This is a genomic window from Streptomyces sp. SM18 (assembly GCF_002910775.2).
Classification (GTDB): domain Bacteria; phylum Actinomycetota; class Actinomycetes; order Streptomycetales; family Streptomycetaceae; genus Streptomyces; species Streptomyces halstedii.
This window is the reverse complement of record NZ_CP029342.1, coordinates 7,010,920-7,035,677: the sequence shown is the minus strand read 5'-3', so window position 1 is coordinate 7,035,677 and position 24,758 is coordinate 7,010,920. Positions and strand designations below refer to the sequence as shown.

Annotated in this window: 20 protein-coding genes; 7 read left to right on the top strand and 13 right to left on the bottom strand. The window is 73.8% G+C overall.

What is annotated here, in order from left to right; translation table 11 throughout:
• Positions 1 to 136: 136 nt before the first annotated feature.
• The 5 genes from B9S64_RS31245 to B9S64_RS31225 all read right to left on the bottom strand — a co-directional run bounded on the left by B9S64_RS31245 (position 137) and on the right by B9S64_RS31225 (position 5,444).
• A complete protein-coding gene (locus B9S64_RS31245) occupies positions 137 to 1,048 on the bottom strand; it encodes a LysR family transcriptional regulator (RefSeq protein ID WP_103493737.1) in 912 nt (303 codons plus the stop codon).
• 204 nt (positions 1,049 to 1,252) lie between these two features.
• Positions 1,253 to 2,209, bottom strand: coding sequence for a sugar ABC transporter substrate-binding protein (locus B9S64_RS31240; protein ID WP_103493736.1), 957 nt, complete (start codon positions 2,207 to 2,209; stop codon positions 1,253 to 1,255).
• Positions 2,210 to 2,266: 57 nt separating this feature from the next.
• Positions 2,267 to 3,277, bottom strand: a complete 1,011-nt coding sequence (locus B9S64_RS31235; protein ID WP_103493735.1) for an ABC transporter permease — start codon at positions 3,275 to 3,277, stop codon at positions 2,267 to 2,269.
• A complete protein-coding gene (locus B9S64_RS31230; protein WP_103493734.1) occupies positions 3,274 to 4,812 on the bottom strand; it encodes a sugar ABC transporter ATP-binding protein in 1,539 nt (512 codons plus the stop codon). Before B9S64_RS31230 ends, B9S64_RS31235 begins: the two co-directional genes overlap by 4 nt.
• 38 nt (positions 4,813 to 4,850) lie before the next feature.
• Positions 4,851 to 5,444 carry a carboxymuconolactone decarboxylase family protein gene (locus B9S64_RS31225; RefSeq protein WP_181012461.1) on the bottom strand — a complete coding sequence of 198 codons (594 nt, stop codon included), beginning with the start codon at positions 5,442 to 5,444 and terminating at the stop codon, positions 4,851 to 4,853.
• 187 nt (positions 5,445 to 5,631) lie between these two features.
• On the opposite strand from B9S64_RS31225, the gene B9S64_RS31220 reads away from it, so the two are divergent.
• Entirely contained in the window at positions 5,632 to 6,036 is a 405-nt protein-coding gene (locus B9S64_RS31220) for a cupin domain-containing protein (protein WP_103493733.1), read from the top strand.
• A gap of 602 nt (positions 6,037 to 6,638) precedes the next feature.
• Here the strand turns inward: B9S64_RS31220 and B9S64_RS31215 are convergent.
• Positions 6,639 to 8,810, bottom strand: a complete 2,172-nt coding sequence (locus B9S64_RS31215; RefSeq protein ID WP_103493732.1) for a catalase — start codon at positions 8,808 to 8,810, stop codon at positions 6,639 to 6,641.
• A gap of 399 nt (positions 8,811 to 9,209) precedes the next feature.
• Complete coding sequence (locus tag B9S64_RS31210) at positions 9,210 to 9,836, bottom strand: alpha-ketoglutarate-dependent dioxygenase AlkB (RefSeq protein ID WP_103493731.1); 627 nt, start codon at positions 9,834 to 9,836, stop codon at positions 9,210 to 9,212.
• A 280-nt stretch (positions 9,837 to 10,116) separates the two neighbouring features.
• Between B9S64_RS31210 and lanKC the strand changes: the two genes are divergently transcribed.
• The 4 genes from lanKC to B9S64_RS31190 all read left to right on the top strand — a co-directional run bounded on the left by lanKC (position 10,117) and on the right by B9S64_RS31190 (position 16,622).
• Positions 10,117 to 12,783 carry a class III lanthionine synthetase LanKC gene (gene lanKC, locus B9S64_RS31205; protein WP_103493730.1) on the top strand — a complete coding sequence of 889 codons (2,667 nt, stop codon included), beginning with the start codon at positions 10,117 to 10,119 and terminating at the stop codon, positions 12,781 to 12,783.
• A gap of 32 nt (positions 12,784 to 12,815) precedes the next feature.
• The gene (locus B9S64_RS31200) at positions 12,816 to 12,947 is read left to right on the top strand and encodes a SapB/AmfS family lanthipeptide (RefSeq protein WP_028440635.1); all 132 of its coding nucleotides are present in this window, start codon (positions 12,816 to 12,818) and stop codon (positions 12,945 to 12,947) included.
• A 136-nt stretch (positions 12,948 to 13,083) separates the two neighbouring features.
• The gene (locus B9S64_RS31195; protein ID WP_103493729.1) at positions 13,084 to 14,793 is read left to right on the top strand and encodes an ABC transporter ATP-binding protein; all 1,710 of its coding nucleotides are present in this window, start codon (positions 13,084 to 13,086) and stop codon (positions 14,791 to 14,793) included.
• Complete coding sequence (locus B9S64_RS31190) at positions 14,790 to 16,622, top strand: ATP-binding cassette domain-containing protein (RefSeq protein ID WP_374936110.1); 1,833 nt, start codon at positions 14,790 to 14,792, stop codon at positions 16,620 to 16,622. The genes B9S64_RS31195 and B9S64_RS31190 overlap by 4 nt, the downstream gene beginning before the upstream one ends.
• 30 nt (positions 16,623 to 16,652) lie before the next feature.
• Here B9S64_RS31190 and B9S64_RS31185 read toward each other — a convergent pair whose 3' ends face one another.
• From B9S64_RS31185 to B9S64_RS31170, 4 genes are all read right to left on the bottom strand, one after another.
• A complete protein-coding gene (locus tag B9S64_RS31185) occupies positions 16,653 to 17,258 on the bottom strand; it encodes a response regulator transcription factor (RefSeq protein WP_093529821.1) in 606 nt (201 codons plus the stop codon).
• A 210-nt stretch (positions 17,259 to 17,468) separates the two neighbouring features.
• The gene (locus B9S64_RS31180; RefSeq protein WP_103493728.1) at positions 17,469 to 18,335 is read right to left on the bottom strand and encodes a phosphatase PAP2 family protein; all 867 of its coding nucleotides are present in this window, start codon (positions 18,333 to 18,335) and stop codon (positions 17,469 to 17,471) included.
• Between the two features lies 1 nt (position 18,336).
• Entirely contained in the window at positions 18,337 to 19,290 is a 954-nt protein-coding gene (locus tag B9S64_RS31175; protein ID WP_103493727.1) for a YihY/virulence factor BrkB family protein, read from the bottom strand.
• Between the two features lies 1 nt (position 19,291).
• Positions 19,292 to 21,274 (bottom strand): diacylglycerol kinase family protein, encoded by a 1,983-nt coding sequence (locus B9S64_RS31170; protein ID WP_375153035.1) that lies wholly within the window; start codon positions 21,272 to 21,274, stop codon positions 19,292 to 19,294.
• Between the two features lie 404 nt (positions 21,275 to 21,678).
• On the opposite strand from B9S64_RS31170, the gene B9S64_RS31165 reads away from it, so the two are divergent.
• Positions 21,679 to 22,134 (top strand): DUF5709 domain-containing protein, encoded by a 456-nt coding sequence (locus B9S64_RS31165; RefSeq protein WP_103489447.1) that lies wholly within the window; start codon positions 21,679 to 21,681, stop codon positions 22,132 to 22,134.
• Positions 22,135 to 22,252: 118 nt separating this feature from the next.
• On the opposite strand, the gene B9S64_RS31160 is transcribed toward B9S64_RS31165, so the two are convergent.
• Together B9S64_RS31160 and B9S64_RS31155 are read right to left on the bottom strand one after the other, a co-directional pair.
• Positions 22,253 to 23,005 carry an MgtC/SapB family protein gene (locus B9S64_RS31160; RefSeq protein WP_103489446.1) on the bottom strand — a complete coding sequence of 251 codons (753 nt, stop codon included), beginning with the start codon at positions 23,003 to 23,005 and terminating at the stop codon, positions 22,253 to 22,255.
• A 103-nt stretch (positions 23,006 to 23,108) separates the two neighbouring features.
• The gene (locus tag B9S64_RS31155) at positions 23,109 to 23,321 is read right to left on the bottom strand and encodes an MbtH family protein (protein ID WP_103489445.1); all 213 of its coding nucleotides are present in this window, start codon (positions 23,319 to 23,321) and stop codon (positions 23,109 to 23,111) included.
• 323 nt (positions 23,322 to 23,644) lie between these two features.
• Between B9S64_RS31155 and B9S64_RS31150 the strand changes: the two genes are divergently transcribed.
• A complete protein-coding gene (locus B9S64_RS31150) occupies positions 23,645 to 24,757 on the top strand; it encodes an alpha/beta hydrolase-fold protein (protein ID WP_103489444.1) in 1,113 nt (370 codons plus the stop codon).
• Position 24,758 lies beyond the last annotated feature (1 nt).

Sequence of the window (24,758 nt, the reverse complement as noted above, 5' to 3'; positions counted from 1 at the left end):
GACCGATTCCGTGGAACCGCAACGGCTGGGCCGATCGTATTTTTCGGACCCGGTGACCTCAACGGACGTGGTGGGCCGGATATCGCAAGCGTTTGTTGCGCGGACGGTCGCGTTCACCCGGAATTACGGCTCGCCGTCACCGGGTGATCGCGGCGATGGGATTGCCGGAGAACCACTGGGTGAGGAAGTCCAGGAACACGGTGACCTTGCGCGGGGTGTCCTGTCCGGGGCCGTAGATGGCGTAGAGGGGCCGGTCGGGGACGGCCAGTTCGGGCAGGAGGACCTGGAGGGCTCCGGACACCAGGTCGTCGTAGGCGGACCGCTGCGGCAGCAGGGCGATGCCCCGGCCGTGCACGGCGGCTTTCTGGAGGGCGATGTAGGAGTTGGACGAGAAGGCCACGTTGCGGATCTTGTGCAGGGTGCTGGCGTGGCCGTGGCCGATCCGCCAGACCGGGTCGTTCACATGGACCAGGCAGTCGTGGGCCGCGATGTCGTTGGGGTGGCCGAGGGTGCCGTGCCGTTCCAGGTACTCCTGGGACGCGCACAGGACGAACGGCAGCGAGGAGACCTTCTTGAGCCGGACACTGGAGTCCCGCAGGTCCCGGGTGTGGAAGGCGATGTCGAAACCGCTGTCCAGGAAGTCGTACGTCCGGTCGGACATGCCGCCGAGCTCGAAGCGCACCACGATCTTCGGGTGCGCGGCCGAGAAGGCCGCGATGGCGTCCCCGAGGTCCAGACTGCCGATCCACTTCGGGCAGATGATGCTGAGCGTCCCCTCCGCCCGGTCGTGCCGCCGCGCGAGGGTGGCGTCCTCCGCCTCGATCTCGTCGAGGATGCGCGCGGCGAACTCCGCGTAGCGCCGGCCGGGTTCCGTGAGGCTGACGGAGCGGGCGGTGCGGTTGACCAGCCGCACACCGATCTGCCGCTCCAGCTCGGCGACGTGGCGCGAGACGAGCGACCCGGAAGAGCTCAGTTGCCTGGCCGCTCCGCTGAAGCTGCCGATGTGGGCGACGGTCACGAAGCTGCGCATGAGAAGCAGGCGGTCCATGGTTCCTCCGGCCCCTTCACGGCCGAAGGCGCCTTAGGCCGTGAAGGGTGTGGTCGGTGCGGCTGAGCGTGGGGACCCGTGCGGGTGGGATGCGGTGACGGGGGGTGGGGCCCGGTCTCCGCAGGTGCGGGTGACGGGGTGGGTGCCCGGTCGGAAGGGGGCGCGAGGGGTGCGGCGCGGTGACGGGCGGGTGGTGTCCGGGTGTCAGGACTTCTTCTTCTCGACGGAGCAGTACTTCGGGGCGCTGTTGACGTTGTCGGCGGTGATGAGGCTGATCGGCGTCATGGCGATCTTGTCGGTCTTCTTCTCGTCGAGCAGTTTGATCGCGTTGGTGACGGCGATCTTCCCGGTGGTCATGGCGGAGTTGGCGACGGTCGCGGCGAAGCGCCCGTCCTTGACCGCGGCCAGGCCCTCGTCGGTTCCGTTGACCGTCACGATCTTCACATCGGCCCCGGCCGCTCGGAAGGCCTTGAGCGCGCCGAAGGCCATCTCCTCGTTCGCCACGAAGGCGTACGTCATCTTCGGGTGGGCCTGGATCATGTTCTCGGCGACGTCCTGGGCCTTGGCGGCGTTGAACATGCCCGGCTGGTTCGCCACCACCTTCGCGTTGTCCGGCAGGGCCTTGGTGAAGCCGTTGACCAGCAGGTCGGAGGCGGCACCGGGGGCTCCGGCGATCACTCCGACCTCGACGGGCGAGCCCGCCGCGTCCTTCTCCACGTAGCCGGCGTCGAGTTCGCCGACCTGCTTGAGGTCGACCACCACCGCGCCGAGGATGTCGCTGGGGTCGTCGGTCACCACGGACGTCAGGAAGATGGGTATGTTCGCGCTCTTGGCCTTGGCGATGTCCCCCTTGAGCGCGTCGACATTGACCGTCTGCACGATGAGCGCGTCGACGTTGCGGGAGATCATGTCCTCGATGTTGGACAGCTCCGTACCCGGGTTCTGGTGGGAGTTGGCCGTGAAGATCTTGGCGTTCTCCGCCTCGGCGGTGTCCTTCACGGACGCCTGGAGACAGGTGTGGAACTCGGTGTCGCCGCCGTTGACGAAGCCGAGCGAGACCGCCCCGTCGCCGGAGCCGGCGCCGCAGCCGCTCAGGACGAGGGCGAGCGCGGCGGCGGCAGAGGCGGCGGTGGCTCTGCGGGAGCGAACGGAGACGTTCATGGAAGGGGCCTTTCGAACGGTACGGGCGGGGGGTACGGCGAAGGGGTACGGCGGCTGTCAGTGCGGGGAGGGCTTCTTGTGGAGCTGGTTGGCGATCGCGGCAACGAGGAGGACGGCGCCCACGGAGATCTGCTGGAAGTAGCTGGACACCTGGAGGAGGTTGAGCGCGTTGGCCACCACCCCGAGGAGGACCACACCGAGACAGGTGCCGATGACGGTGCCGAAGCCGCCGGCCAGCATGGTGCCGCCGATCACGACCGAGGCGACCGCGGTGAGCTGGAGCTGGAGGCCGCCGGTTCCGGGGCTGCTCGCTCCGAGCCGGGACAGCAGCATCAGCCCGGCGAGGCCGGACAGGGCGCCGGCCAGGCTGTAGAGCACCAGCTTCCGCCGGTTGACGTCGATGCCGCTGAGCCGGGCGACGTGCTCGTTGCCGCCGACGGCGAAGGCGTCGCGGCCGAAGACGGTGAACCTCATGACCAGGCCCACGACGAGGAGCACCAGGACCGCCACGATCAGCAGGTTCGGCAGGCCGAGCGTCTTGCCGGTGCCGAGCGCGGACAGATGGTCCCCGATGGAGACGCTGAGCCCGTTGAGCACCAGGAGGGCGACCCCGTCCAGCAGGGTCGCGGTGGCGAGGGTGGCCACGAAGGGCGCCACGTTCGTGTAGGTCACGACGAGGCCGTTGACGAGTCCGATGGCGGTGGCCAGCAGCAGTGACACGATCACCGTGAAGGCGGTGGAGCGGCCGTCCGCGAGGAACTGGGCGGCGACGGCGGTGGTGACCGCCGCGTTGCTGCCCATCGAGAAGTCCATGCCTCCGGCGGTCATCAGCAGGGTGAGCCCGGCGGCCAGGACGGCGACGACGCTGACCTGCCGCAGGACGTTGACCAGGTTGGTGGAGGTGGCGAACGAGTCGGTCTGCACCCCGGCGAACACGATGACGGCGACGAGGACGGCTGTCAGGCCGGCGTGTGGGACGCCGGTGAGCGCGCGGAAGGGCCCCGCCGTCCGGCCGGCGTGTGTGGGGCTCTTGGTTGTGGGTGTCTCCGGCGGAGCGGTGAGGCTCATCGGGGGTGTCCTCCGAGGGCGGTGGCGACGAGTTCGTCGCGGGTGATGGCGCTGACGTCGTGCTCGGCGACCACACGGCCGGCGCTGACGACGATCACGCGGTCGGACAGACGCATGACCTCTTCGGCGGACGAGGAGGCGAGCAGGACGGCCACGCCCCGGGAGGCGAGTTCGTCGATCAGCGCGTGGATGTCGGCCATCGCCGACACGTCGACGCCGTTGGTGGGGTCTTCGAGGAAGCAGGCGACCGGTGACGTCTCCAGCCACTTGGCGAGCAGGACCTTCTGCTGGTTGCCGCCGGAGAGGCCGGCCACCACCGGGTTGGGGGTCAGCGAGACCACCCCGTAGGCCTCCCGGCGCGGGGCCGCGCGGCGGCTCGTGTCGGCCCGGCGCTGCCACCGCCGCCGGCCGAGCCGGTCGGTGGCCAACATGATGTTCTCGTCCACGGTGAGCCCGGGGATCAGACCGAGCGCACGGCGGTCCCCGGTGACGCAGCGCAGTCCGCCGGCCAGCGAGCGCGCGACGTCACCGAAGGGCACCGCGGCCCCGCCCACCTCCATCTCCCCCGCGTCCGGGCGCCGTCGGCCCGACAGCAGGTCGAACAGCCGGGACTGGGCGTCCCCGGCCGGACCGAGGACGCCGACGATCTCGCCCTCGCGGACCTGGACGCCGAAGTCGGCGATGTCGCGGCCGTGGGAGAGACCCCGTACGGACAGCGCGACGGTCGGCGCGGGAGCCGGGCGTTCCGGCCGGCGGGAGACCACGTCGCGGCCCACCATGTGGCGGACCAGACCGGCGGAGTCCGTCTCGGCGGCGGGGCCGCTGTGCACCACGGAGCCGTCCCTGAGCACGGTGACGTGGTCCGCGACCGACAGCACCTCGTCGATGTAGTGCGAGATGTAGACGACGGCCACCCCCTCGTCGCGCAGGGTGCGCACCAGGGTGCGGATCCGGTCGGCGGCCGCCGCGCCCAGGCAGGCCGTGGGCTCGTCCAGGATCAGGACCCTGCCGCCGCGCCGCACCTCGCGGGCGACCTCCACCATCGTCTGCTCCGCGACGGTGAGTTCGCCCGCGGTGCGCCGCACGTCGATGTCGATGTCCAGGTCGAGCAGGGCCTGACGGGCCTGGCGCTCGACGGACTTCCACGACACCACGGAGCGTGCGGAGGGGAGGTCACCGAGGAGGATGTTCTCGGCGACGGTCAGTGTCATGACCAGTTCGCGGCGCTGCGGGACGGTGGAGATGCCGAGCTGACGTGCCGTGCGGGCGGTGAGTCCCGAGTGGCGCGTCCCGCCGATCTCGATCGTGCCGCCGTCCCCCTGGTGTGCTCCGGAGAGGAGCTGGACCAGGGTGGACTTCCCGGCGCCGTTCATGCCCATCAGGGCGTGGACCTCACCGGCTCTGATGTCCAGGGAGGCGCCCCGCAGAGCCACGGCTCCGCCGAAGCGCTTGGTGAGGTCGCGGACGCGGACCACCGGCTCCGCGACCGGACGGTCCACGGCGCGGGCGGTCTCCGGAGAGGTCGTGGCGGACACGGCCGTACTCCCTTCCGTACATGGCTGTGGGTGGGCTGTCACGGCTGCGGCCGGTCTCCGTCACCGGTGACGCGGGCGAAGCCGCGGATGTCGGGGAACGGGGGCTCGCGGTCGGCCTGGAGGTCGACCTGGAAGGCGTTCAGGCACATGCCGAGCATCGTGAAGTTGCCCAGGGACCCGATGGCGTCGACCAGGGCCCGTGAGCCGAAGTGGGCGTGTGCGCGGGCGAAGGTGTCGTCCGAGACGAAGTGGGTCGCCAGCAGTTCCTCGCAGAAGGCGTGGAACGCGGTGTCCGCCTCGTCAGTGAATTCGGGCGTCCGCCGTTCGGCGATGGCCTGGACGGCCTTTTCGGGAACGCCGGCCTCGACCGCGGCGGCCACATGCGCGTTCCAGGAGTACTGCGCGTCGAAATGGCGTGCGGCCATCAGCAGGGTCAGTTCCCGCAGGCGCTTCGGCAGACCCGACTCGAAACGCGCGAAGGCGCCGAGCGATTCGACCCGCTCGCACAGTTCGGGGCTGTGCAGCCATACCCGGAAAGGCCCGCGCACACCGCCGCGGCGTGCTGTGATCCTCGCGTGGAGTTCCCGCTGACGGTCGTCCATCTCTTCGGCGGCGAGTACGGGGAGTCTCATGGGAGTTGCCTGCCTTTCATCCGGTGACACGGGTGGTTCGACCGTGCAATGGGAGCCGACCGTACCCCCGAGTCGCCGAGGCTCACCCCTCCCGGAACGCAAGGTAAAGGTGCACGCCGGACGCCCCTCGATTCCCGCTTCCGGCGCCTAACGTCGGACGACGCACCGACGTCGAGAGGGATTCCGTATGACCGTCATCATCAAGGCCGCCGCCGTCCGCACGCTGGACCGGGGAGGTTCCGTCGTGACCACTCCCCTGGTCACGACTCAGGCGGCGAACGGCGAGAATCTGATCACCAGCGGAATGAGCGTGTATCCGGTGGGTTCCGGGGCGCCGATGCACTCACACAACTGCGACGAGCACGTGACGGTCCTGGACGGCGAGGCCGAGGTGCTGGTGGGCGGAGAGGTGACGCGCCTGGAGCGCTTCGACACGACGTACATCCCCTCCCCCCTGCCGCACCTCTTCCGGAACGTCGGCGACACGCCCCTGCGCATCCTCTGGGTCTACACCTCGGGCACGGTGACCCGGACCTTCACACAGACCGGTGTGACGGTGGAGCACCTGTCGGCGGAGGACCAGATGGGGTGAGGCGGGGGCTCGTCGCTCCGGGGTCCCGTTCGTCCGGCGCGGGCCCGTTCATCCCGGGGCGGGCCGGTTCATCCGGCGGCGGACCGGGCTGGTAACCGCCGGGGATTGCCGCGCACGGCCGGGCCGGTGCGTGGTGGGGTCCGGTGAGGGGGCGGGGAGACGTTCCCGTGGAGGCGGCGGGCCGTCGTACGGGACGGCGGGGGAGGCAGCGGGTCGTCCATGTCCTGCTCCTCGGTCGTGCCGGCGGTGGCCCGCCCCCGTGCGCGCGCCGGTCACGACCGGAACCTCGCACGGGTGCCGGAACCGCCCGCACGGCGGTGCGCCCACGAACGCCGTGCCGCACCCGGCCGGGCGGACTGCCCTGGTCAGGAGGCGGACGGCGCCTGCTTCTTGGCCGTGACCGTAACCGCACGGAGCGGACGGCGGCAAGATGTCTCGCACGATCGCCGGCTGTGAATCCCGGGCTCCCGCCGCGACGTCCCGCCCGGGAGTGTTCCCAGCTCAGCCGTGCTCCCCCGCGTCCCGGAACGCCGAAGGCGGCACCCGGAGCGATCCGGGCGCCGCCTTCGGCCCTGTGGCACCGTACGTCCGGCGCCGCGGGATCAGACCGTGGACGGGAAGCGGTCCCAGACCCGGTGGCCGCCCAGGAGTTCGGTGACCTCCTCCAGCACCTCGGTGGCGGCTTCGCCCTCCACCACACCCGGGGCGTCCAGCGGCACGCCCGCCATGGAGAGCAGCCGCCCGCCTCCGGCCCAGGTGCCGATCGCCTTGCCGTGCCGGTACGCCTCGTCGAGGAGGACCGTCACCCGGGGGTCGGGGGCGGCGCTGGCGTCGCCGGGGGCCCCGGCGACCAGGACGGCGTCGAACTCGACGGACCGGGCGGTGGCGTAGGTGCGCTGCACGGTGACCGGGTCGCCGTCCGCGCCGATGACCCCGCCGGCGGGGGCGATGACCAGGGGCACCATGCCGGTGTCGCGCACGGTGCCGCACACCGCGCGCACCCCGTCCAGGTCCGCGTCCTTGCCGACGAGGATCCCGACGACACGGCCGTCGACCGGCCAGAGGGCGCCGACCTGCGACAGGGCGGGGCTCGGGTCGGAGTCCACGAGCGGACCGTCGGGCTCGGGGGCGGGGAGGCCGAGACCGGCGGCGACCCGCGCGCACAGCTCGCCGTCGATCCGGGCGAGCACCTTGAGACCGCGTTCCTTGACGGCCTGTTCGTAGCACTTGCCGAGTTCGAAGGTGTAGGCGGCGATGATGTGCTCGCGCTCCACGGGACTCATGCTGAGCCAGAACAGGCGGGGCTGGCTGAAGTGGTCGTCGAACGAGGCGGCGGCGTCGCGCACCTTGCGGCTCGCGGCGACCTCGGCCGGTACCTCGACGAAGGCGCGGGTGTCCTCACCCGCGAGGAACGGGCAGCCTCCGTCGAGGGAGTTGGGCCGGTAGGGCGCCACTCCCCGGTGGACGGCGGTCTGGTGCATCCCGTCCCGCAGCATGTCGTTGACGGGGGCGTGCGTCCGGTTGATCGGCAGCTGGGGGAAGTTGGGGCCGCCGAGCCGGGTGATCTGGGTGTCGATGTAGCTGAACAGCCGCCCCTGGAGCAGCGCGTCGTTGGTGACGTCGATGCCGGGCACCATGTTGCCGACGTGGAAGGCGACCTGCTCGGTCTCGGCGAAGTAGTTCGACGGGTTGGCGTCGAGCGTCATCAGCCCGACGGGCTGCACCGGCGCGAGCTCTTCAGGGACGATCTTCGTCGGGTCCAGCAGGTCGATACCCTGGAACATCTGCTCGGGGTTGTCGGGGAAGGTCTGGACGCCCAGCTCCCACTGCGGAAAGGCGCCGGACTCGATCGCGTCGGCGAGGTCCCTGCGGTGGAAGTCGGGGTCCACCCCGCAGGCGATCTGGGCCTCCTCCCACACCTGGGAGTGGGTGCCGAGCTTGGGCTTCCAGTGGAACTTGACCAGGGTGGTGGCGCCCTCCGCGTCGACGAGCCGGAAGGTGTGGATGCCGAAGCCCTCCATCATGCGGTACGAGCGCGGGATGCCCCGGTCGGACATGTTCCACAGCGTGTGGTGGGTCGCCTCGGTGTGCAGCGTCACGAAGTCCCAGAAGGTGTCGTGGGCGCTCTGGGCCTGCGGGATCTCGCGGTCGGGGTGCGGCTTGCCGGCGTGGATGACGTCGGGGAACTTGATCGCGTCCTGGATGAAGAAGACCGGGATGTTGTTGCCGACGAGGTCGAACACGCCCTCCTCGGTGTAGAACTTCGTGGCGAAGCCCCGGGTGTCGCGCACGGTGTCGGCCGACCCCCGCGAGCCGAGCACGGTGGAGAACCGCACGAAGACGGGTGTCTCCACGTCCCGGCCCAGGAAGGCGGCCTTGGAGATGTTCGACGCCGAGCCGTAGCCCCGGAACACGCCGTGGGCGGCGGCCCCGCGCGCGTGCACCACGCGCTCCGGGATGCGCTCGTGGTCGAAGTGGGTGATCTTCTCCCGCAGGTGGTGGTCCTGGAGCAGGACCGGCCCCCGGGGGCCCGCCTTCAGGGAGTGGTCGGTGTCGTACAGCCGGGCGCCCTGCGCGGTGGTCAGGTAGGCGCCGCTCTGCGCGTTGCGCGCGGGGTCGGCCCCGGTGGGCTGGCCGGTGGGGCTGACCGTCTCCGGTCCGCCCTGGTCGGGCTTGGGCGGCAGGGGCTCGTGCGGCTCCGTCGGTTCCGCGACGGACGGGGGGACGCTGCCCGGCGCACCGGGGATGGGCTGTTCTGCTGGGTTGTCCGTCACTCTGGCTCTCCTTGTGGGGTGTCGCCGGCCACCGACCGGCCTGCGGTACGTGCGAGGAGACCGGCCCGCGTCGGGCCGCCCGTGGACCCCGGCCCCCAGGCGTGCGCCCGGCCCGCACGGCGGTGTGACCGCGTGGGGCCCCCGGCCCGGCCACGCCTATACCTCCCGCCGCCGGACCGGTGTGCCACGGGGGGCGTCGGGCCGTCACTCCTTCGGCAGCGCCCATCGGTGTGCGCCGCCCCGGCAGGGCCGGACGCCCCGCCGGGGACGTGCTCGTGCCGGGTGCCGTGCCCGCCGGCCCTCCCGTACGGAAGAAGGCCCGGCGTCCGTCCCCGTGGCCGTGGAGCGGGGCGTCCGCGCGGAAGGTGGCCCGGTCGCGGGGCGGCCTCCCGGACGGGTTCAGCGCACCCCGCGCGGCCGGTACTGGACGCTGATCCGCGGGCCCTGGGCGTGCGCGGTCTTGGGGACGGCGTGCTGCCAGGTCCGCTGGCAGGAGCCGCCCATGACGATCAGGTCGCCGTGTCCCAGCGGCCGGCGGACCGTCCCGCCGCCGCCGACGGGACGCAGGAGCAGGTCGCGCGGGGCGCCGAGGGAGAGGATCGCCACCATCGTGTCCTCGTACGAGCTGCGCCCGTGCGTGTCGCCGTGCCAGGCGACGCTGTCGCGCCCGTCCCGGTAGTAGCACAGCCCCGCCGTGGTGAAGGACTCGCCCAGTTCCTCGGCGTAGTGCGCGGACAGCGCCGTGCGGGCCTCGTCCAGGACGGGGTCCGGCAGCGGGTCGGCGGCCCCGTAGAAGGCGAGCAGCCGGGGGACGTCCACGGTCCGGTCGTACATCCGGCGGCGCTCGGCCCGCCAGGGGACGTCGGCCGCGAGGGCGGTGAAGAGCGCGTCGCCGCCGCTCAGCCAGCCGGGCAGCAGGTCCACCCAGGCGCCGTCGCCGAGGACGGTTCTGCGCAGCCCGGTGAGCCGGCCCAGGAGCGGGCGGTCGGTCTGGTCGAACAGTGAACCCTGGAGATGCGCGGACATGGCACCAGCCTACCGCTAATCGAACATGCGTTCCCTTACCGAGGGGAGTGCGCTTTCCGGCCACCGGGTCCGGACCCGCTCGGGGCGTCCGGCACGGCCCCCACCTGCGGCGGGGCTCCGGCCGGGCCGGCGGGTGTGCGGGACGCAGATGCGTTACGCATGTCCCGCCCCCTCGGCCGGTGGTGACATCCGCGACTGTCGCGCCCCGCCGCCCCGTGGCACTTTTCTCCGTGCCGACGCAATCGCACGGACCGAAGAACGCACGAGCCGAGGAGCGCGGGTGAATCCGGAGTACGCCTCGTACTGCACGGTGGACCGTCTGTTCTACGACGCGCCCCACCGTTCCTCCGGGAGCTCCGGCGAGCGGGGGGAGCTGTACGGCCCGGCCCGCGAGCCGGCCCCCGAGGGCTGGGAGCGGTCGCGGCGCGGTGACTGGTTCTCGCTCACGCCCCTGGGCGTCCGGGTGCCCTCGCAGGGATGGAAGATCCACGTCTCCTCTGCACTCGACAACGCCCCCTCGGTGCTCGACCGGGTGGCCGCCTACTGCGTCTCGCGGCGCCTGCCCTTCAAGTTCGTCCCGGCGCCCGGCCTGCTGCACCTGCGCAACGCCAAGTACGCGGACCGCGCGGGCAGCGGGAAGTTCATCACCGTCTATCCGCGCTCGGACGCCGAGTTCCCCCTGGTGTGCGGCGACCTCATGCGGCTGCTGGAGGGCGAGCACGGCCCCGGCATCCTCAGCGACCTGCGCTGCGGCGGCGGGCCGGTGCACGTGCGCTACGGCGCGTTCGCGCCGCGTTTCTGCGCCACCCCGGACGGCCGGCTCGTACCGGCCGTGGCCGACCCTCAGGGCACCCTCGTACCCGATCCCCGGGGGCCGTCGTTCACCGTGCCCTCGTGGGTCGAGACGCCGCCGTTCCTGCTGCCCCACCTGGCGGCCCGCGCCGCGGTGAGCCTGGACGGCCTGCCCTACCAGGTGGAGCGGGCGCTGCACTTCTCCAACGGCGGGGGCGTCTACCTCGGCCGGGACACCCGCGACGGGGCGCGGGTGGTGCTCAAGGAGGCCCGGCCGCACGCCGGACTGGCGGCGGACGGGGCCGACGCGCCCGCCCGGCTGGAGCGCGAACGCGCCGCCCTGGAACAGCTGGCGGGGCTCGACTGCGTGCCGTCCGTCCGCGATGTCCTCGACATCGGCGAGCACCGCTTCCTGGTGCTCGAACACATACCCGGCGATACCCTCAACACCGTCTTCGCCCGGCGCTTCCCGCTCACCGTCCAGGACCCGTCGCCCGCGGACCTCGCCGCCCACGCCGCGTGGGCCGACCGGATCCACGCCCTGGTCGAGCGGGCGGTGCGCGACGTGCACGGCCGCGGGCTGGTCATCAGCGATCTGCACATGAGCAACGTCATCGTCTCCGAGGACGGGGCCCGGGTGGTGCTCCTCGACTTCGAAGCGGCCTCACCCACCCACCGGCGCGAACGGCAGATCGTCGCCAATCCGGCCTTCGTGGCGCCCCCCGACCGGCGCGGCACGGACATCGACGGCTACGCGCTCGCCTGTCTGCGGCTGGCCCTGTTCCTCCCCCTGACCACCCTCTTCGGGATCGACCGGGGCAAGGCGGCCCCGCTGGCCGCCCGTGCCGAGCGGGTGTTCGGCCTGGCACCCGGCGCCCTGGACGCCGCCGTCGAGGAGATCGAACGCCGTCCGGCCGGGGACACCGCCGCCGTGCGCCCCTCCGGCCCGGCGGCGCACGGCTCCGGTGGTACCGGCACGGGCGGGGGGCGCGCGCTCCCCGCCGCCGCCGACTGGCCGCTGAGCCGGGACGCCATGGCCCGCGCGATCGCCGCCTCCTGCACCCCGGAGCGCGAGGACCGCTGCTTTCCCGGGGACATCGCCCAGTTCGCCTCGCCCGCCGGTGGCCAGTCCTTCGCCCACGGGGCCGCGGGCGTCCTCTTCGCGCTGAGTGAGACCGGCGCCCCCTCCTGCCCGCAGGCCCTGGACTGGCTGGAACGGCGGTCCGCCGACCCCGCCCCCGGCACCCCGGCCGGTTTCTACGACGGACTGGCCGGCATCGCCTGGACACTGGGCAGGCTCGGGCGCGCCGAGCACGCCGGCCGGCTGGGCCGCCTCCTCGCCCGGCAGCCCTTCGAAGGGCTGCCGGCCGGACTCCACAGCGGTCAGGCGGGCATCGCCCTGGCCCTCGACGACCTCGCCCGCACCGCCTGCCCGGACGACGCGGCCGCCCTGTCCCGGGCCGCCGACCGCTGCGCCGCCCTGGCGGTCAGGACGCTCACCGAGAACCGTCCACTGGCGGGCACCGGGCTGCTGCACGGCGCGACGGGCATCGCCCTGCTGCTGATCCGGCGCTACGAGGCCACCGGTGACCCCGGGCTCCTGGACCTCGCCGCGATCGCCCTGCGCCGCGACCTCGCCCGGTGCCGCCCCGGGGCGGACGACGCGCTCGTGGTGGTCGAGGGGAAGCGGACCATGCCGTACCTGGGGGCGGGCAGCGCCGGCCTCGCCACGGTCCTCGACGACTTCCTGGCCCACCGGCCGGACGAGGAACTGGCCACCGCCCGGCACGCCCTGCTGCGGGCCTGCGGCTCGGCCTTCTACATCCAGCCGGGGCTCTTCCGGGGCGTCGGCGGTCTGGTCCTGCACCTGGCACGCACCCCGGGGGACGCCGGGGCGCGGCAGCGGGTGATCCGCCGTCACGCCGGCCTGCTCGACCTGCACGCCGTGCCGTACCGCGGTGGCCTGGCCTTCCCCGGGGAGCAGTTGCTCCGCCTGTCGATGGACCTGGCGACCGGTACCGCCGGCTGCCTCCTCGCTCTGGGCAGCGCGTTCGCCGGACGTCCGGTGGCCCTGCCGTTCCTGCCGCCCGCCCGGCTCCCCGAGCCGCGCACCGCGGCCCACAGCCCGGTCCCCTCCGGGGCCGTGAACAAATGACGCTCCATCAGTCCCGAGAAAGGGTAAGCATCATGGCACTGCTCGACCTTCAGGCATTGGACACCCCGGCGGAAGAGGCCTTCGACGAGGTGGCGACCGGCAGCCAGGTCAGCCTGCTCGTCTGCGAGTACAGCTCGCTCAGCGTGGTGCTCTGCACCCCGTGACCTGAGACCGGCGGGCCGTCCGCGCGCACGCGGACGGCCCGCCGGCGGCCGGTGGTCCCCGGGGGTTCCGCTCCCGGGGCCGCCGTGTGCCCGTATCCGCGCGGTGAGGCAACCGCGCCCGGCAGAGGGGCCACGCTTGATTCCGCGTACGTGGGGCCGTCGGCGCCCCGTCGCCGTGATCGGTACCGGCCTCTGCTCGGCGGGGGCCGCCGTCGCCGCCGTGGCGCTCCCCGCCGCACTGGGCGGGGCCGTCAACGGTGTGGTGTCCGGCCCCGGCGTCCCCTGGGCCCTGCTGTGGCTGTGCGCGGCGCTCACCGCGGCGGAGGTACTGCTGGACTGCGCCGCCACCGTCGTCGGCGGCACCACGACGGCCGGGCTCGCCGCCCGGCTGCGGACCGACGCCCTGGACCGGGTGCTCGGCACCGGGCTCCGGAACACCGAGCCCGTCCCGCCGGGCGACCTGACGACACGGCTCACCGCCAACGCCCCCGACGCCGCCGCCGCGCCGGTCACCGCCGCCGGTGCCGTCGCCGCGGTCCTCCTCCCGGTCGGCGGCCTGGCCGGACTCTTCCTGGTGGACGTGTGGACGGCGCTCGCGCTGCTCGCCGGCTTCCCGGCGCTCCTGCTCCTCCTGCGGACGTTCGCCCGGCAGACCTCCGGAGCGTCCGCGGACTACCAGGCGGAACAGGCCGTACTCGCCGCCCGCCTCACCGAGGCCCTGGAGGGCGCCGCGACGATCCGCGCCGCCCGGACCGGGGCCCGCGAGTACGCCCGGATCCTGGAGCCCCTCACCGCGCTCGGCGGGCACGGACGGCGCACCTGGGAGGTCTACGGCCGGGCGTCCGCCCGCAGCGCCGTGCTGCTCCCCCTCCTCACGGTCCTCGTCGTCGCCGTCGCCGGACTGCGCCTGTGGGCCGGGGCGCTCGACGTCGGAGGGCTGGTGGCCGCCTCCCGGTACGCCGTACTGGCCGTGGGGATCGGCTCCCTGACGGGGGCGCTGGGCTCCCTCCAGCGCAGCCGGGCCGCCGCGCGCCGCCTGGAACCGCTCCTGGACCTGCCCCCCGTGCCGCACCGCTCGCTGGAACTGCCGCCGGACGGCCCGGGAACGCTGGAACTGCGCGGGGTGGACGTCGTACGGGACGGCAGGTACCTGCTGCGGGACGTGGCCTTCACCGTGCCCGGGGGGACCTCGGTGGCCGTCGTGGGGCGTTCCGGCTCGGGCAAGTCGGTGCTGGCGGCGGTCGCCGGCCGGCTCACGGACCCGGACGCCGGCACGGTCACCCTCGACGGGGTGCCGCTGGACGGGGTCGATCCCGTACGGCTGCGCCACACCGTCTCGTTCGCCTTCGCCCGCCCGGTGCTGCCCGGGACGACCGTCGAGGAGGCGATCTCCTTCGGGGTGCCGCGTCCGTCGCCCGGCCGGGTGCGGGCCGCCGCCGAGGCGGCCTCCGCCGGTTTCGTCGCGCTCCTCCCCCAGGGCTACGCGACCCCGCAGGCGAAGGCCCCGCTGTCCGGGGGCGAGTACCAGCGCCTCGGCCTCGCACGGGCGTTCGCGCACCGGGGACGGCTGATGATCCTGGACGACGCGACCAGCGGGCTCGACACGGTCACCGAGCGCCGGGTGCACCGGGAACTGGACGGCTTCGCCGGAGAGACGACCCGGCTGGTCGTCGCCCACCGGCTGTCCGTCGCGGCCGGTGCGGACCAGGTCGTCTGGCTGGAGGACGGCGAGGTACGCGCGGTGGGACCGCACGGCGGACTGTGGGCCGACCCTGACTACCGGGCCGTCTTCCGCTCCCCGGACGGCGACGGGCCCGGCCCGTCCGGCGGGAGGGGGACGGCGTGACGGTGGAACAGCGCACCGAGGCGCCGCCCCTGGCCCCGCCGCCCGCCGCGCGGCGGACGGAGCGCTCCGTCCGGGACCCGTGGGCGGGGGCGCTGGGCCGGGTGCTGCGGGAGGGACGGCCCTTCCTCCATGCCCGCCGGGGCGTGGTCGTACGGCTGGCGGGCTGGTCCGCGCTGGAGTTCGGCCAGACCTTCCTCGGCGGCTACGGGGTCGCCCGCGCGCTGGACGACGGATTCCTGGCCGGGCGTCCGGGGGTGGGCCTGCTCTGGCTGCTGGTCGCGGTGGCGGCCACCCTTCCGGCCGGGGCGGCGACCCGGGGGGTGTTCGGCCGGCTCGCGGACCTGGTCGAGCCGTTCCGCGACGGCCTGGTGCGGCGCGCCGTGGCCCGCGCGCTCGCCGACGCCCTGGAGGGCCCCGGGGAGGCGTCCAGCGGTGCGGTGTCCCAAGTGACCCACCAGAGCGAGATCGCCCGGGACGGCTGGGCCGGGACGGTGCTGGCCCTGCGGTCGTTCGTCTTCACCACCGCAGGCGCGCTCGCGGGGATGGCGGCGCTCGAACCGCGGCTGCTGCTGGTCGTCCTCCCGCCGGTCGCCGTGGGTGTCGCGCTGTTCGCGGCGACGCTCGGACCGATGGCCGCGCGCCAGCACGCCTATCTGACCGCCGACGAGGCGTACGCCGGGTACGTCGGGCAGACCGCGTCCGCGCTCCGGGACATCGCCGCGACCGGGGCCCGGGACGAGGTGTCCGCCACCGCGCGGGACCTCACCCTCCGTCAGGCACGAGCCGCCCGGCAGCTGGCCCGCTGGAGCGCCGTACGGATCGGGGCGACGGCGCTCTGCGGCCGGGTGCCCCCCGTGGTCCTGCTGTTCGCCGCGCCGTGGCTGCTGGACCACGGGCTGACCGGTGGGGCGCTGGTGGGCGCGCTGACCTACCTCACCCAGGCCCTGGCTCCCGCGGTGCACGCCCTGATGAGCGTGCTCGGTACGGCGGGGGGCCGTCTGGTGGTGGTCCTGGACCGCTTCACCGACCCCCTACCACCGCCGCGGCCGGACCCCGTGCCTGCGGCTCGTGCCGTGCCGCCGGCGCGGTCCGGAGGCGGGGCGCCCCGCCACGAGGCGGAGCTGCGCGGCGTCACCTTCGCGTACGGCCCCGGCGCCCGGCCGGTGGTGGACCGGCTGGACCTGCGCGTCCGGCGGGGCGAGAGGCTGGCGGTGGTCGGCCCCAGCGGCGTGGGGAAGTCCACCCTGGCGGGTCTGATCGCCGCGGTGGTGCCGCCCGACGAGGGCCGGGTGCTCTGGTCGGGGCGGCATGCCGCGCCGGTGGAGGCCGCCTCGGTACGCACCCTCCTGCCGCAGCGGGCCTTCGTGTTCAGCGCCTCCCTCCGTGACAACCTGCGCTATCTGCGGCCGGGGGCCACGGACCGGGAGATCGCCGAGACCGTCGGGGCGCTCGGCCTGGACGCCCTGGTGGACCGGGTGGGCGGGCTGGACGCCCCGGTGACACCCGGGCACCTGTCCAGGGGGGAACGGCAGCTCGTCGCCCTGGGGCGGGCCCATCTCTCCACGGCTCCCCTGGTCGTCCTGGACGAGGCGACCAGCGGCCTCGACCCGGTGACGGAGGCACGGGTCGAGGACGCCCTCGCGGACCGGGCGCGCACCCTGGTCGTCATAGCCCACCGCCCGGGGTCGGCGCATCGCGCCGACCGTGTGGTGGTGATGGACGGGACGCACGTGGTGTGCGGGACACCGGCCGAGCTGCCGGCGCTCTCCCCCTTCTACCGCGAGCTGACGGGCGTCCCGGGCCGGTGGCCGGGAACCGGTGACCGCTGAGGCGGCGCGGTTCTGACGGGCCCTCCCCGCTCAGAGCCAGCCGAATTGCTTGGACAGCCGTATGGCGTCCAGGCGATTGCGTGCGCCGGTCTTGCGTATCGCCGCCGCCAGGTAGTTGCGCACCGTCCCGTTCGTCAGGTGCAGCGCACCGGCGATCGAGGATACGGACTCTCCTTCGGCCGCCAGGGCGAGCACCCCCAATTCCCGCCGGGACAAAGGAACATCGGCGGCCTGGAGAAGTCCGAACGCCAGGGATTCGTCTATGTGCCGTCCGCCGCCGGCGACTTTGCGCATGATCTCCGGTAATCCCTTCGCGGTACCGAACTTGTCGATGTATCCGCGGGCTCCGGCGTCGAACGCCCGGCGCAGGGCGCCGGGTCTGTCACCGCGGGCCAGCACCACCAGGGCCCCGTCCCCGCTGTCGGGACATCGCAGCGACTCGACCTCGGCGAGGACCTCCACGGAGTCCGGACAGTCCAGGTCGGTGAGGAAGATGTCGGGCGACCACTCCTCGGCCGCCGCGCGTACCCCGCCTTTGTCCGTCACCTCGACCAGCAGTTCGCGGTCGGCGCTCAGAAGGCAGGCCAGTGAGGCCCTCCACAGCGAGATCTCGTGCACCAAAAGCACCGTCGTCATGAACCGGCCCTCATTCGTGAACGGGGAACAGGACTTGTACGGATCCACGAATAACCGGTGCGACCCGACAAGGCACCCATTCTCCGGTGAAATGGCTGATTGCGGGGAGGTGTTGACGTGACGTACGCGAACGAGCCCCCCGCTCAAGCCGTCCACGCGCCCTTTGCGCCCGGTGTGAGCCCGGTTCCGGTACGGTCGGCACGCCCCGTCTCATTTTGTGGTGCCGCCGTCCCGTGTTCCGGTCCGGTGGGTCGCCGTGCCGCGCCGCGCGCCGGCGCCTTCCGGGTCGTCGCGGCCCAGTTCGGGCTCCAGGCCCTCGCCGACGTCGGTCCGGCCGAGCCCGGCGTCCGCGCGCCAGGCCTCGAAGGCCCAGCCGGTGAGCGCGACCACGGCGAGCCCGAGCGCCCAGCCCCCGACCACGTCACTGAACCAGTGGACGCCCAGCGCGACCCGAGTGAAGCCGGTGCCCAGCACGGAGAGGCCCGCCACGGCCCAGCACAGCGGGCGCAGGCGGCGGCGCACCACGGGCAGCAGGACGAGCAGCAGGATCGCGAAGGAGGTCATGGCGGTCATCGCGTGGCCGGACGGGAACGAGAAGCCGGGGGCGTGCGCCACCGGATCCGGGAGGGACGGCCTGGCCCGCTCGACGACCGCCTTGGCCAGCAGGCCGATCAGGCCACCGGTCACCGCGGTGACCGCGGACCAGGTGGCGAGCCGCCAGGCGCGGCGGTGGACGAGCCACAGGGTGAGCAGCGCGACCGCCGCGCGCAGGGTCACCGGGTCCCACACCACGTGGGAGAGGAAGCGCAGGGTGCCGGTCCACGCCGGATGGTCCAGGGCGGTCCGGTTCAGGCTGCGGGCCGCGCCCGCGTCGAGGTGCCGCAGGGGGCCCCAGCCGCTCTCCACCAGTGCGAGCAGGAGGCCGAAGAGGACGGCGGCGGCCGCGGCGACGGCCGCGGAGGCGAACAGCCGGACACCGAACCTGCGGTCGGCGTCCCGGCGGCGGTCCGCCGGTGCGGAGCGGCCGGTGCTCCCCCGGTGGCCGCGTGGGGAGGGGTCGGCGGGTCGGGCGGGCATGTCAGGCTCCCGGATCGGGTTGTACGGGTCCGGGCAGCCTGGCCCGGACGGCTTCCATCTGAGCGGCGAACGACAGGCCGAGGAACAGCGCGAGAGAGGTGAGGTAGGCCCACAGCAGCAGCGACATGAAGGCGGTGAGCGGACCGTACACGGTGTCGAAGGACCCGCTGACCTCGAGGTAGAGGCTGAACAGCCAGGTGAGGGCGGTCCAGAGCACCAGGTAGACCGCGGCGCCGAAGGCCAGCCAGGTGTAGCCGGGCTGGCGGCGGCGCGGCGAGCGGCGGAAGACGGCGCTCGCCGACAGCAGCACCAGGAGCACCCCGACGGGGCGGCGCAGCAGGTTCAGGGCGTGTTCCGCGCCGGCGCTCAGGCCGTACACGTCCACGACGGCCGCCACCAGGTCGCCGCCGGCCACCATGGCGACGAAGCCGATACCCAGCGGGATCCCGGCGGTCAGCGACATCACCAGCCCGCGCAGGTACTTGCGGTGGAAGTCCCGGTCGCGTTCGACCCCGTAGATGCGGTTGGCGCCGCGTTCGATCTGGCACATGGCGGTGGTGGTGTTGGTCAGCGAGAAGGCGAGTCCGAACCAGAGGGCGACCTGGGCGCCGTCGTCGGCCCGCCGCCGGCTGCGTTGCAGCGCGTCCTCGACCACCTCGGCGCTGGGGCCCGCGGTGATCCGGTGGATCGTCAGTTCGGCCACCCGGCCCAGGTCCTCGGTGTGCAGGGCGCCGGACAGCCCGACGAACGCGATGACCAGCGGGACGACCGCCAGTACCGTCTGGAGGGCGAGCGCCCGGGAGTGGCTGAAGCCGTCCGCGTACCGGAAGCGGACGAAGGAGTCGCGCAGCAGCGGCCAGCGCCCGTAGCGCCGCAGGGTGGCCAGTGCCTCGTCGCCGGAGAGTTCGGTGCCGCGCATGTCGCGGGTCTGCGGGACCTTGGTGGCGGTACCCATCTCACTCCCCTCGCTCCGGTACGAGCACCGTCAGCGCGCCGGGTACGGCCTCGGCGGACAGGCGCCGGCCCGGGGCCACGGGGTCGCCGTCCAGCTCACGCGGCTGCGGCGCGTCGAAGTGGATCTCCGCGCGGCGGAAGGTGAAGTACTCCACCGCGCGCCGGCTCGTGTCCGTGCGGGGGCCCGTGGGCGGGGACGGGCGGCGGCGCAGCAGTGAGCGGACGGCGGTCAGCCATCCGGCGGGGCCGCGCGGGTCGAGGACCATGAGGTCGAGCAGCCCGTCGTCGGGCCGGGCCGCCGGTACCAGGGCCGTCCCGCCCTGCACCGTACCGGCGTTGGCGACGAGCACCATCCTGGCGCCGCGGCGCAGCGGCGGTGCCCCGTCGAGGCGGAGGGTCAGGCGCGTCCGGGGCGCCCGCAGTTCGCGCAGACCCGCGACGAGGTAGGCGGGCCAGCCCCAGGTGGCCTTGGCCCGGTCGCTGGTGCCCTCCAGCATCGCGGCGTCCAGGCCGGCTCCGGACATCACGGTGAAGTGGGCCGGCGGCAGGCCGTCGCCCTCGACCCGTCCCAGGTCGATGCGGCGCGGTGTGCCGCGCAGCGCGGCGGACAGGGCCTTCGCGGGTTCCAGGGGCAGGCCGAGGTTGCGTGCGAGGAGGTTCCCGGTGCCGCAGGGCACCACCGCGAGGGGGGTCCCGGTGCCCGCCAGGGCCTCCGCGACCGCGCGGACGGTCCCGTCGCCGCCGCAGACCACGACGAGGGTCGCTCCGTCCCGGAGCGCGTTACGGGTCGGGCCCTCCCCCGGGTCGTCGGCCGTGGTCGGTACGAACCGGACGGAGCGGTGACCGTGCCGTTCCAGGACGCCGCGCACCGCGTCGCGGGCGGCCTCGTCGGTGACGGTGGGGTTGTGGATCACCGTGGTGCGGCCGGGACCCGGACCGGTCGGCGCCGCACGGGCGATCCGGGTGGTCCCGGGGTGCCGGGTGGCGCCGGACGGGAGCGGCGCCGGTATGTGCGGGCCGGCCAGCAGGGCACGGCCGACGATCAGCAGGGACAGTCCGCCGTTGAGCAGACCGCCCGCGACGTCCGTCGGGTGGTGCATGCCCCGGTACGCGCGGGCCAGCCCCACCAGCAGGGGCAGGAGCAGCAGCAGGGCGGCGACGACCCTGCGCCAGGGCCCCTTCGCCCGGTGCAGGACGAGGACGGCGAGGCCCGCGTAGAGGGCGGTGGCCGCGCCGGTGTGCCCGGAGGTGTAGCTGGAGGTGGGGGGCGAGGCGTCGAGGCGGTCCACGTCCGGCCGGGTGCGGTCCACCGCCTCGGTGACGACGAGGAAGACCAGGGACTGGAGCGAGACGGCGACGGCCAGGAAGACGGCCTCCCGCAGGCGGGGCAGCCGGGGGATCAGCAGGAGGGCGAGGCAGCTGACCAGGGTGCCGAGGACCACCGTCCCCGTGTTGCCCGCCTCGGAGACGACGGACGACACCGTGTCGAGCGTGCCGGTACGGGCCCGCTCCAGCGCGTCGTTGACCCCGTCCTCGGACGACAGGGGCCATACGCGGGCGGCGGGCCCGGTGATCAGGAGCCCCAGCCCCACCATCAGGGCGGCCTGGCAGACGGCCGCGGCGGCGATGACCCCGGCCGCGCGTGCGGTGCCGCTGGAGGCCCCGGACGGACGCCCGGTGGCGTCGGCGGCGCCCGGCAGGGGGCCCGGAAGCCCGGTGGCCGGCGGCCCGCCCGGGGCGTGGGGGGCGGTTTCGCCCGGCCGGCCCGTGTGGTGCGGTACGGCCGTGGCGGCCGGTACGGCGGCGCCCCCACTCGGGACGGCCGCGTCGCCGGAAACGGCCGGGGCGTCCGTGACGTCCGGGACAGCCGTGACGTCCGGGACGTTGGGGACGTCCGGGACGTTGGGGACGTCCGGGACAGACAGGGCGTCCGGGGGCTGTTCGTCGGTGCGGGTGTCGCGTCTTCCCGGTATGTCGGTCGGCATGGCTTCCCGTCCCTTCGGCTGTCCCGCGGCTACGGGCGGACCCGGAGGCGTCTCGCCCCCGGCGTCTCGCCGTCTTCCCCCTCGCGGGCCCGCCAGACCTGTGGAATCAGCCGGTCCCCGGCCGCTCCCCACCCGGCCCCCGGTCGCCCCCGCTCCGGATCGGCCATAAGCTGCCGGGGCCGTCGAGTGGTGGCCGCGACGGCTCCGACCAGGCCTTCCGCTCCGCCCCAGAGCCGCATCGCCGGACCGGATGCACGGGGTGGACCGGACCGGCCGCCCGTGGGAATCCGGCGCTTCCACATCACTGAGCCGGGCTCGCGCGGGCAGGAGAGCGACGACGCCGCACGACCGTGCGTACGGACGTGACGGCGGGTAGGGCATACCCCGAAGGAAGGAACAGGCACATGTCCGGAGAAGGACGCGGCGACGACGTGTACCAGCCGGATGGTTCGGACACGGGCAACCGGCCGACGGACGAGCTCGACCCGGAGAACGTGCTCGACGAGCCCGACCTCGACGACACGATGGACACGGGGTACTCCCCGCCCGAGAAGCCCCTGGGTGTGTCGAAGTACGGCACGACCGGCGAGGAGCAGCGGGAGGGCGAGTCCCTCGACCGGCGCCTGGCGCAGGAGGAGCCCGAGCAGGGTTCGGCCGAGGACCGGACGGGAGGCCGGGAACCGGAGAGCAACGGCCCGGCGGAGGACGAGGCGGGCGACGAGCGGGCGGGCCGTGTCGCCGCCCCGGAGGCACCCGGCGACGAACGCCACAACCGGGTGCTGGGCCGCGACGTGGGGATCGACGGAGGCGCGGCCTCCGCCGAAGAGGCCGCGGTCCACATCCAGGACGACGAGGCCTGAGCCACGCCGGGGGCCGCGCCGGTGTCCCGGCGGGGGCCCACACCGGCGGGGCCCCACCGGCCGGGCCCCACACCCTCCGGGCCCGGCGCCCGGACGTACCGGACGCCGGGCCACGGCGTCATTCGTCGGCCAGATCGCTCCTGCTGCAGGCCAGCACACCGGAGGTGCCGGCCAGTCGCGCCGTGAGCGCGTCCACGTCGCCGCGTCCCTGGACGTTGAGGGCGATCTCCACGGTCTGCTCGACCGACTGCCGCTCCTCCGGCCGCCGGCGTCGGAACACGCCCGTCCCCTGGGGGGTCAGGGTGGTCAGCTCCGAGATGGAGAACCCGCCGTCGGTACAGTGGTTGACCAGCTCCCGCAAGGTGCCCATGCCCTCGGTGTAGGTGATCCGGTACCCGATGGCGACCGTACGCAGGGCCGGGAGCATGTGGGCAAGCGGCCGGACGCCGTAGGAGACCAGGAAGTACGAGAGGGTCGCCAGCGTCGCGAGGACGGGGAGACCGGCTCCGGCGGCCGCCCCGACCGCCGCGGTCAGCCAGATGGAGGCCGCCGTGGTCAGGCCCCGGACGGACCCCCGGTACACGAAGATGACGCCACCGCCGATGAAGCCGAGCCCGGAGACGATCTGCGCCGCCACCCGCGACGGGTCGAGCACCACCCGGCCCTCCAGCAGGACATCGCTGAAGCCGTACTTGCTGACCAGGGTGAACAGGGCGGCCCCCAGCCCGACGATCGTGTAGGTCCGCAGACCGGCGGCCTTCTGACGGATCTCCCGTTCCAGACCGATCGCGCAGGAGAGGGCGAACGCGATCCCGAACTGGGCGGCATGTGTCCAGTTCTGTCCGAACGGTTCGTTGATGTCGAGTGCCACCGTCCCTCCTTACCATGTGCCTTGAGGGCTGTCCCGTCGTCCGACATGCGGAAAACAGTAGTGGCCGGCGCGACGGGCGGGGTCGTTCCGGCCGCCGCGCCGGTCAGGTGTCCATGGACGCCGCGAGGGAACGGGGGCGCAGATCGGTCCAGTGGGTCTCGACGTATTCCAGGCACGCCTCGCGCGTGTTCTCCTCGAAGGCGACCGTCCAGCCGCCGGGCACCTCGGCGAACGACGGCCAGAGCGAGTGCTGGCCCTCGTCGTTCACCAGGACCAGGAAGCGGCCTTCGGGGTCGTCGAACGGGTTGGTGCTCATCTGTCACTGCCTCCTCGGGTCCGGCGCGGCCGTGACGGCGGCGCCGGAGGGTGTGGGCCAGTCTCCGGCGGGGTGCGGCCGGATCTGGCTGATGCCTGGTCAGCGGCCCCCGTGCGGTGCTCCGTCACGCGGCCACCGATGGAAGGAGAGGGCACGCTTAGGTTAGGCTCGCCTAATTCATTGCGAGCTTAGCCTTTCACCTTGCCTCTCACAAGGAGACGCCGCATGCGCCTGGTGTTCGAACGGTTCCCCTTCGAGAGCGGCACCGGGCCGCACGCCGGCGTGCGCGCCGGGGCCGTTCACGACCGCGTCACCCGCCGGTCGTGAACGGCCCCGCGACCGGCCGCGCCGCCGGTACGGAGGAGGTCTTCGCCGCGTACGGGCTGCCCGGCGAACCCGGTACCGACGCCTTCTGGGCGGCGGCGCGGACACCCGTGCCGGTGCCTTCCGGCGACGGTGGCTGGGTGGCGTTGTTCCTGTGGCGCGGGGCCCCGGCGACCGTCGGCTTCGAGAGCTGGTCGCGGCCGGTTCCGCTGCGCCGGTGGGCCGGCACGGACTGCTGGTACGCCGAGGTCCCCATGCCCGCGCGGCTGCGGGTGACCTATCAACTCCTGGTGGACGGCGCGGCGTACGCGGACCCGTTCAACCCGGCCGGCGCGGGCGCGGACCGGTCCCTCGCCGCCACCCCGGACGCGCCGGACCAGCCGCACTGGCCCGTCGTCGGCCCCGACGACGTCCCGCCCCTGCCCCGCACCCGGATCCGCTGGAGCAGCGAGAAGCTCGGCGGGCGGCGCACCGTACGCGTCCATCCGGCGGGCGGCGGCGGGCCGGTGGTCCTGCTGCTCGACGGGGACGACTGGCTGTATCTGCACCCGGCCGTGTCCGCGTTCGACTCGGCCGTCGCCGCCGGGGACATGCCCCCCGTCACCCTGGTCTTCCTCCCGGCCAAGGGCAGGAAGGCCGAGTTCGGGTGCGAGCGCCGGCTGTGGGAGGCGGTCCGGGACGAACTGCTGCCACTGGTCGCGGAGTCGGGCGTGCGGGCCGGCCTGGACCGGCTGGTGGTCGCGGGGCAGAGCCTCGGCGGGCTGAGCGCGCTGTACGCGGCCCTGGAGTTCCCCGGCCTGGTGACGCGCGTCGCCTGCCAGTCCGGGTCGTTCTGGTGGACGCCCGACGCCTTCGACCGGGCGGACCCGCTCGCCGGTCCGGTCGGCGGCAGCGTCGCCGCGCGCCTGCGGGAGCACCCCGGACTGCCCGGACTGCGGGTCGCGTTCGACGTCGGGGAGCACGAGGCGCGGATGCTCCCCCACTGCGGGCTCGTCGAGACCCTGACCGAGCGGGCCGGGGCGACCGTGCGGGTCTCCCGGTCGCCGTCGGACCACGACCGGGCGGGCTGGCGGCACGCCCTGCTCAGGGACGTCGCCTGGGCACTCGGCTGAG

What these genes read in the sequence shown, in the direction of transcription:
- B9S64_RS31180 (WP_103493728.1), bottom strand. Translation starts at nt 18,335, where the DNA reads ATGCCCGCCCGACCCGCCGACCCCTCCCCACGCGGCCACCGGGGGAGC.
- B9S64_RS31245 (WP_103493737.1), bottom strand. Translation starts at nt 1,048, where the DNA reads ATGGACCGCCTGCTTCTCATGCGCAGCTTCGTGACCGTCGCCCACATC.
- B9S64_RS31235 (WP_103493735.1), bottom strand. Translation starts at nt 3,277, where the DNA reads ATGAGCCTCACCGCTCCGCCGGAGACACCCACAACCAAGAGCCCCACA.
- B9S64_RS31185 (WP_093529821.1), bottom strand. Translation starts at nt 17,258, where the DNA reads ATGACGACGGTGCTTTTGGTGCACGAGATCTCGCTGTGGAGGGCCTCA.
- B9S64_RS31220 (WP_103493733.1), top strand. Translation starts at nt 5,632, where the DNA reads ATGACCGTCATCATCAAGGCCGCCGCCGTCCGCACGCTGGACCGGGGA.
- B9S64_RS31240 (WP_103493736.1), bottom strand. Translation starts at nt 2,209, where the DNA reads ATGAACGTCTCCGTTCGCTCCCGCAGAGCCACCGCCGCCTCTGCCGCC.
- B9S64_RS31175 (WP_103493727.1), bottom strand. Translation starts at nt 19,290, where the DNA reads ATGGGTACCGCCACCAAGGTCCCGCAGACCCGCGACATGCGCGGCACC.
- B9S64_RS31155 (WP_103489445.1), bottom strand. Translation starts at nt 23,321, where the DNA reads ATGAGCACCAACCCGTTCGACGACCCCGAAGGCCGCTTCCTGGTCCTG.
- B9S64_RS31225 (WP_181012461.1), bottom strand. Translation starts at nt 5,444, where the DNA reads ATGAGACTCCCCGTACTCGCCGCCGAAGAGATGGACGACCGTCAGCGG.
- B9S64_RS31200 (WP_028440635.1), top strand. Translation starts at nt 12,816, where the DNA reads ATGGCACTGCTCGACCTTCAGGCATTGGACACCCCGGCGGAAGAGGCC.
- B9S64_RS31210 (WP_103493731.1), bottom strand. Translation starts at nt 9,836, where the DNA reads ATGTCCGCGCATCTCCAGGGTTCACTGTTCGACCAGACCGACCGCCCG.
- B9S64_RS31165 (WP_103489447.1), top strand. Translation starts at nt 21,679, where the DNA reads ATGTCCGGAGAAGGACGCGGCGACGACGTGTACCAGCCGGATGGTTCG.
- B9S64_RS31170 (WP_375153035.1), bottom strand. Translation starts at nt 21,274, where the DNA reads ATGCCGACCGACATACCGGGAAGACGCGACACCCGCACCGACGAACAG.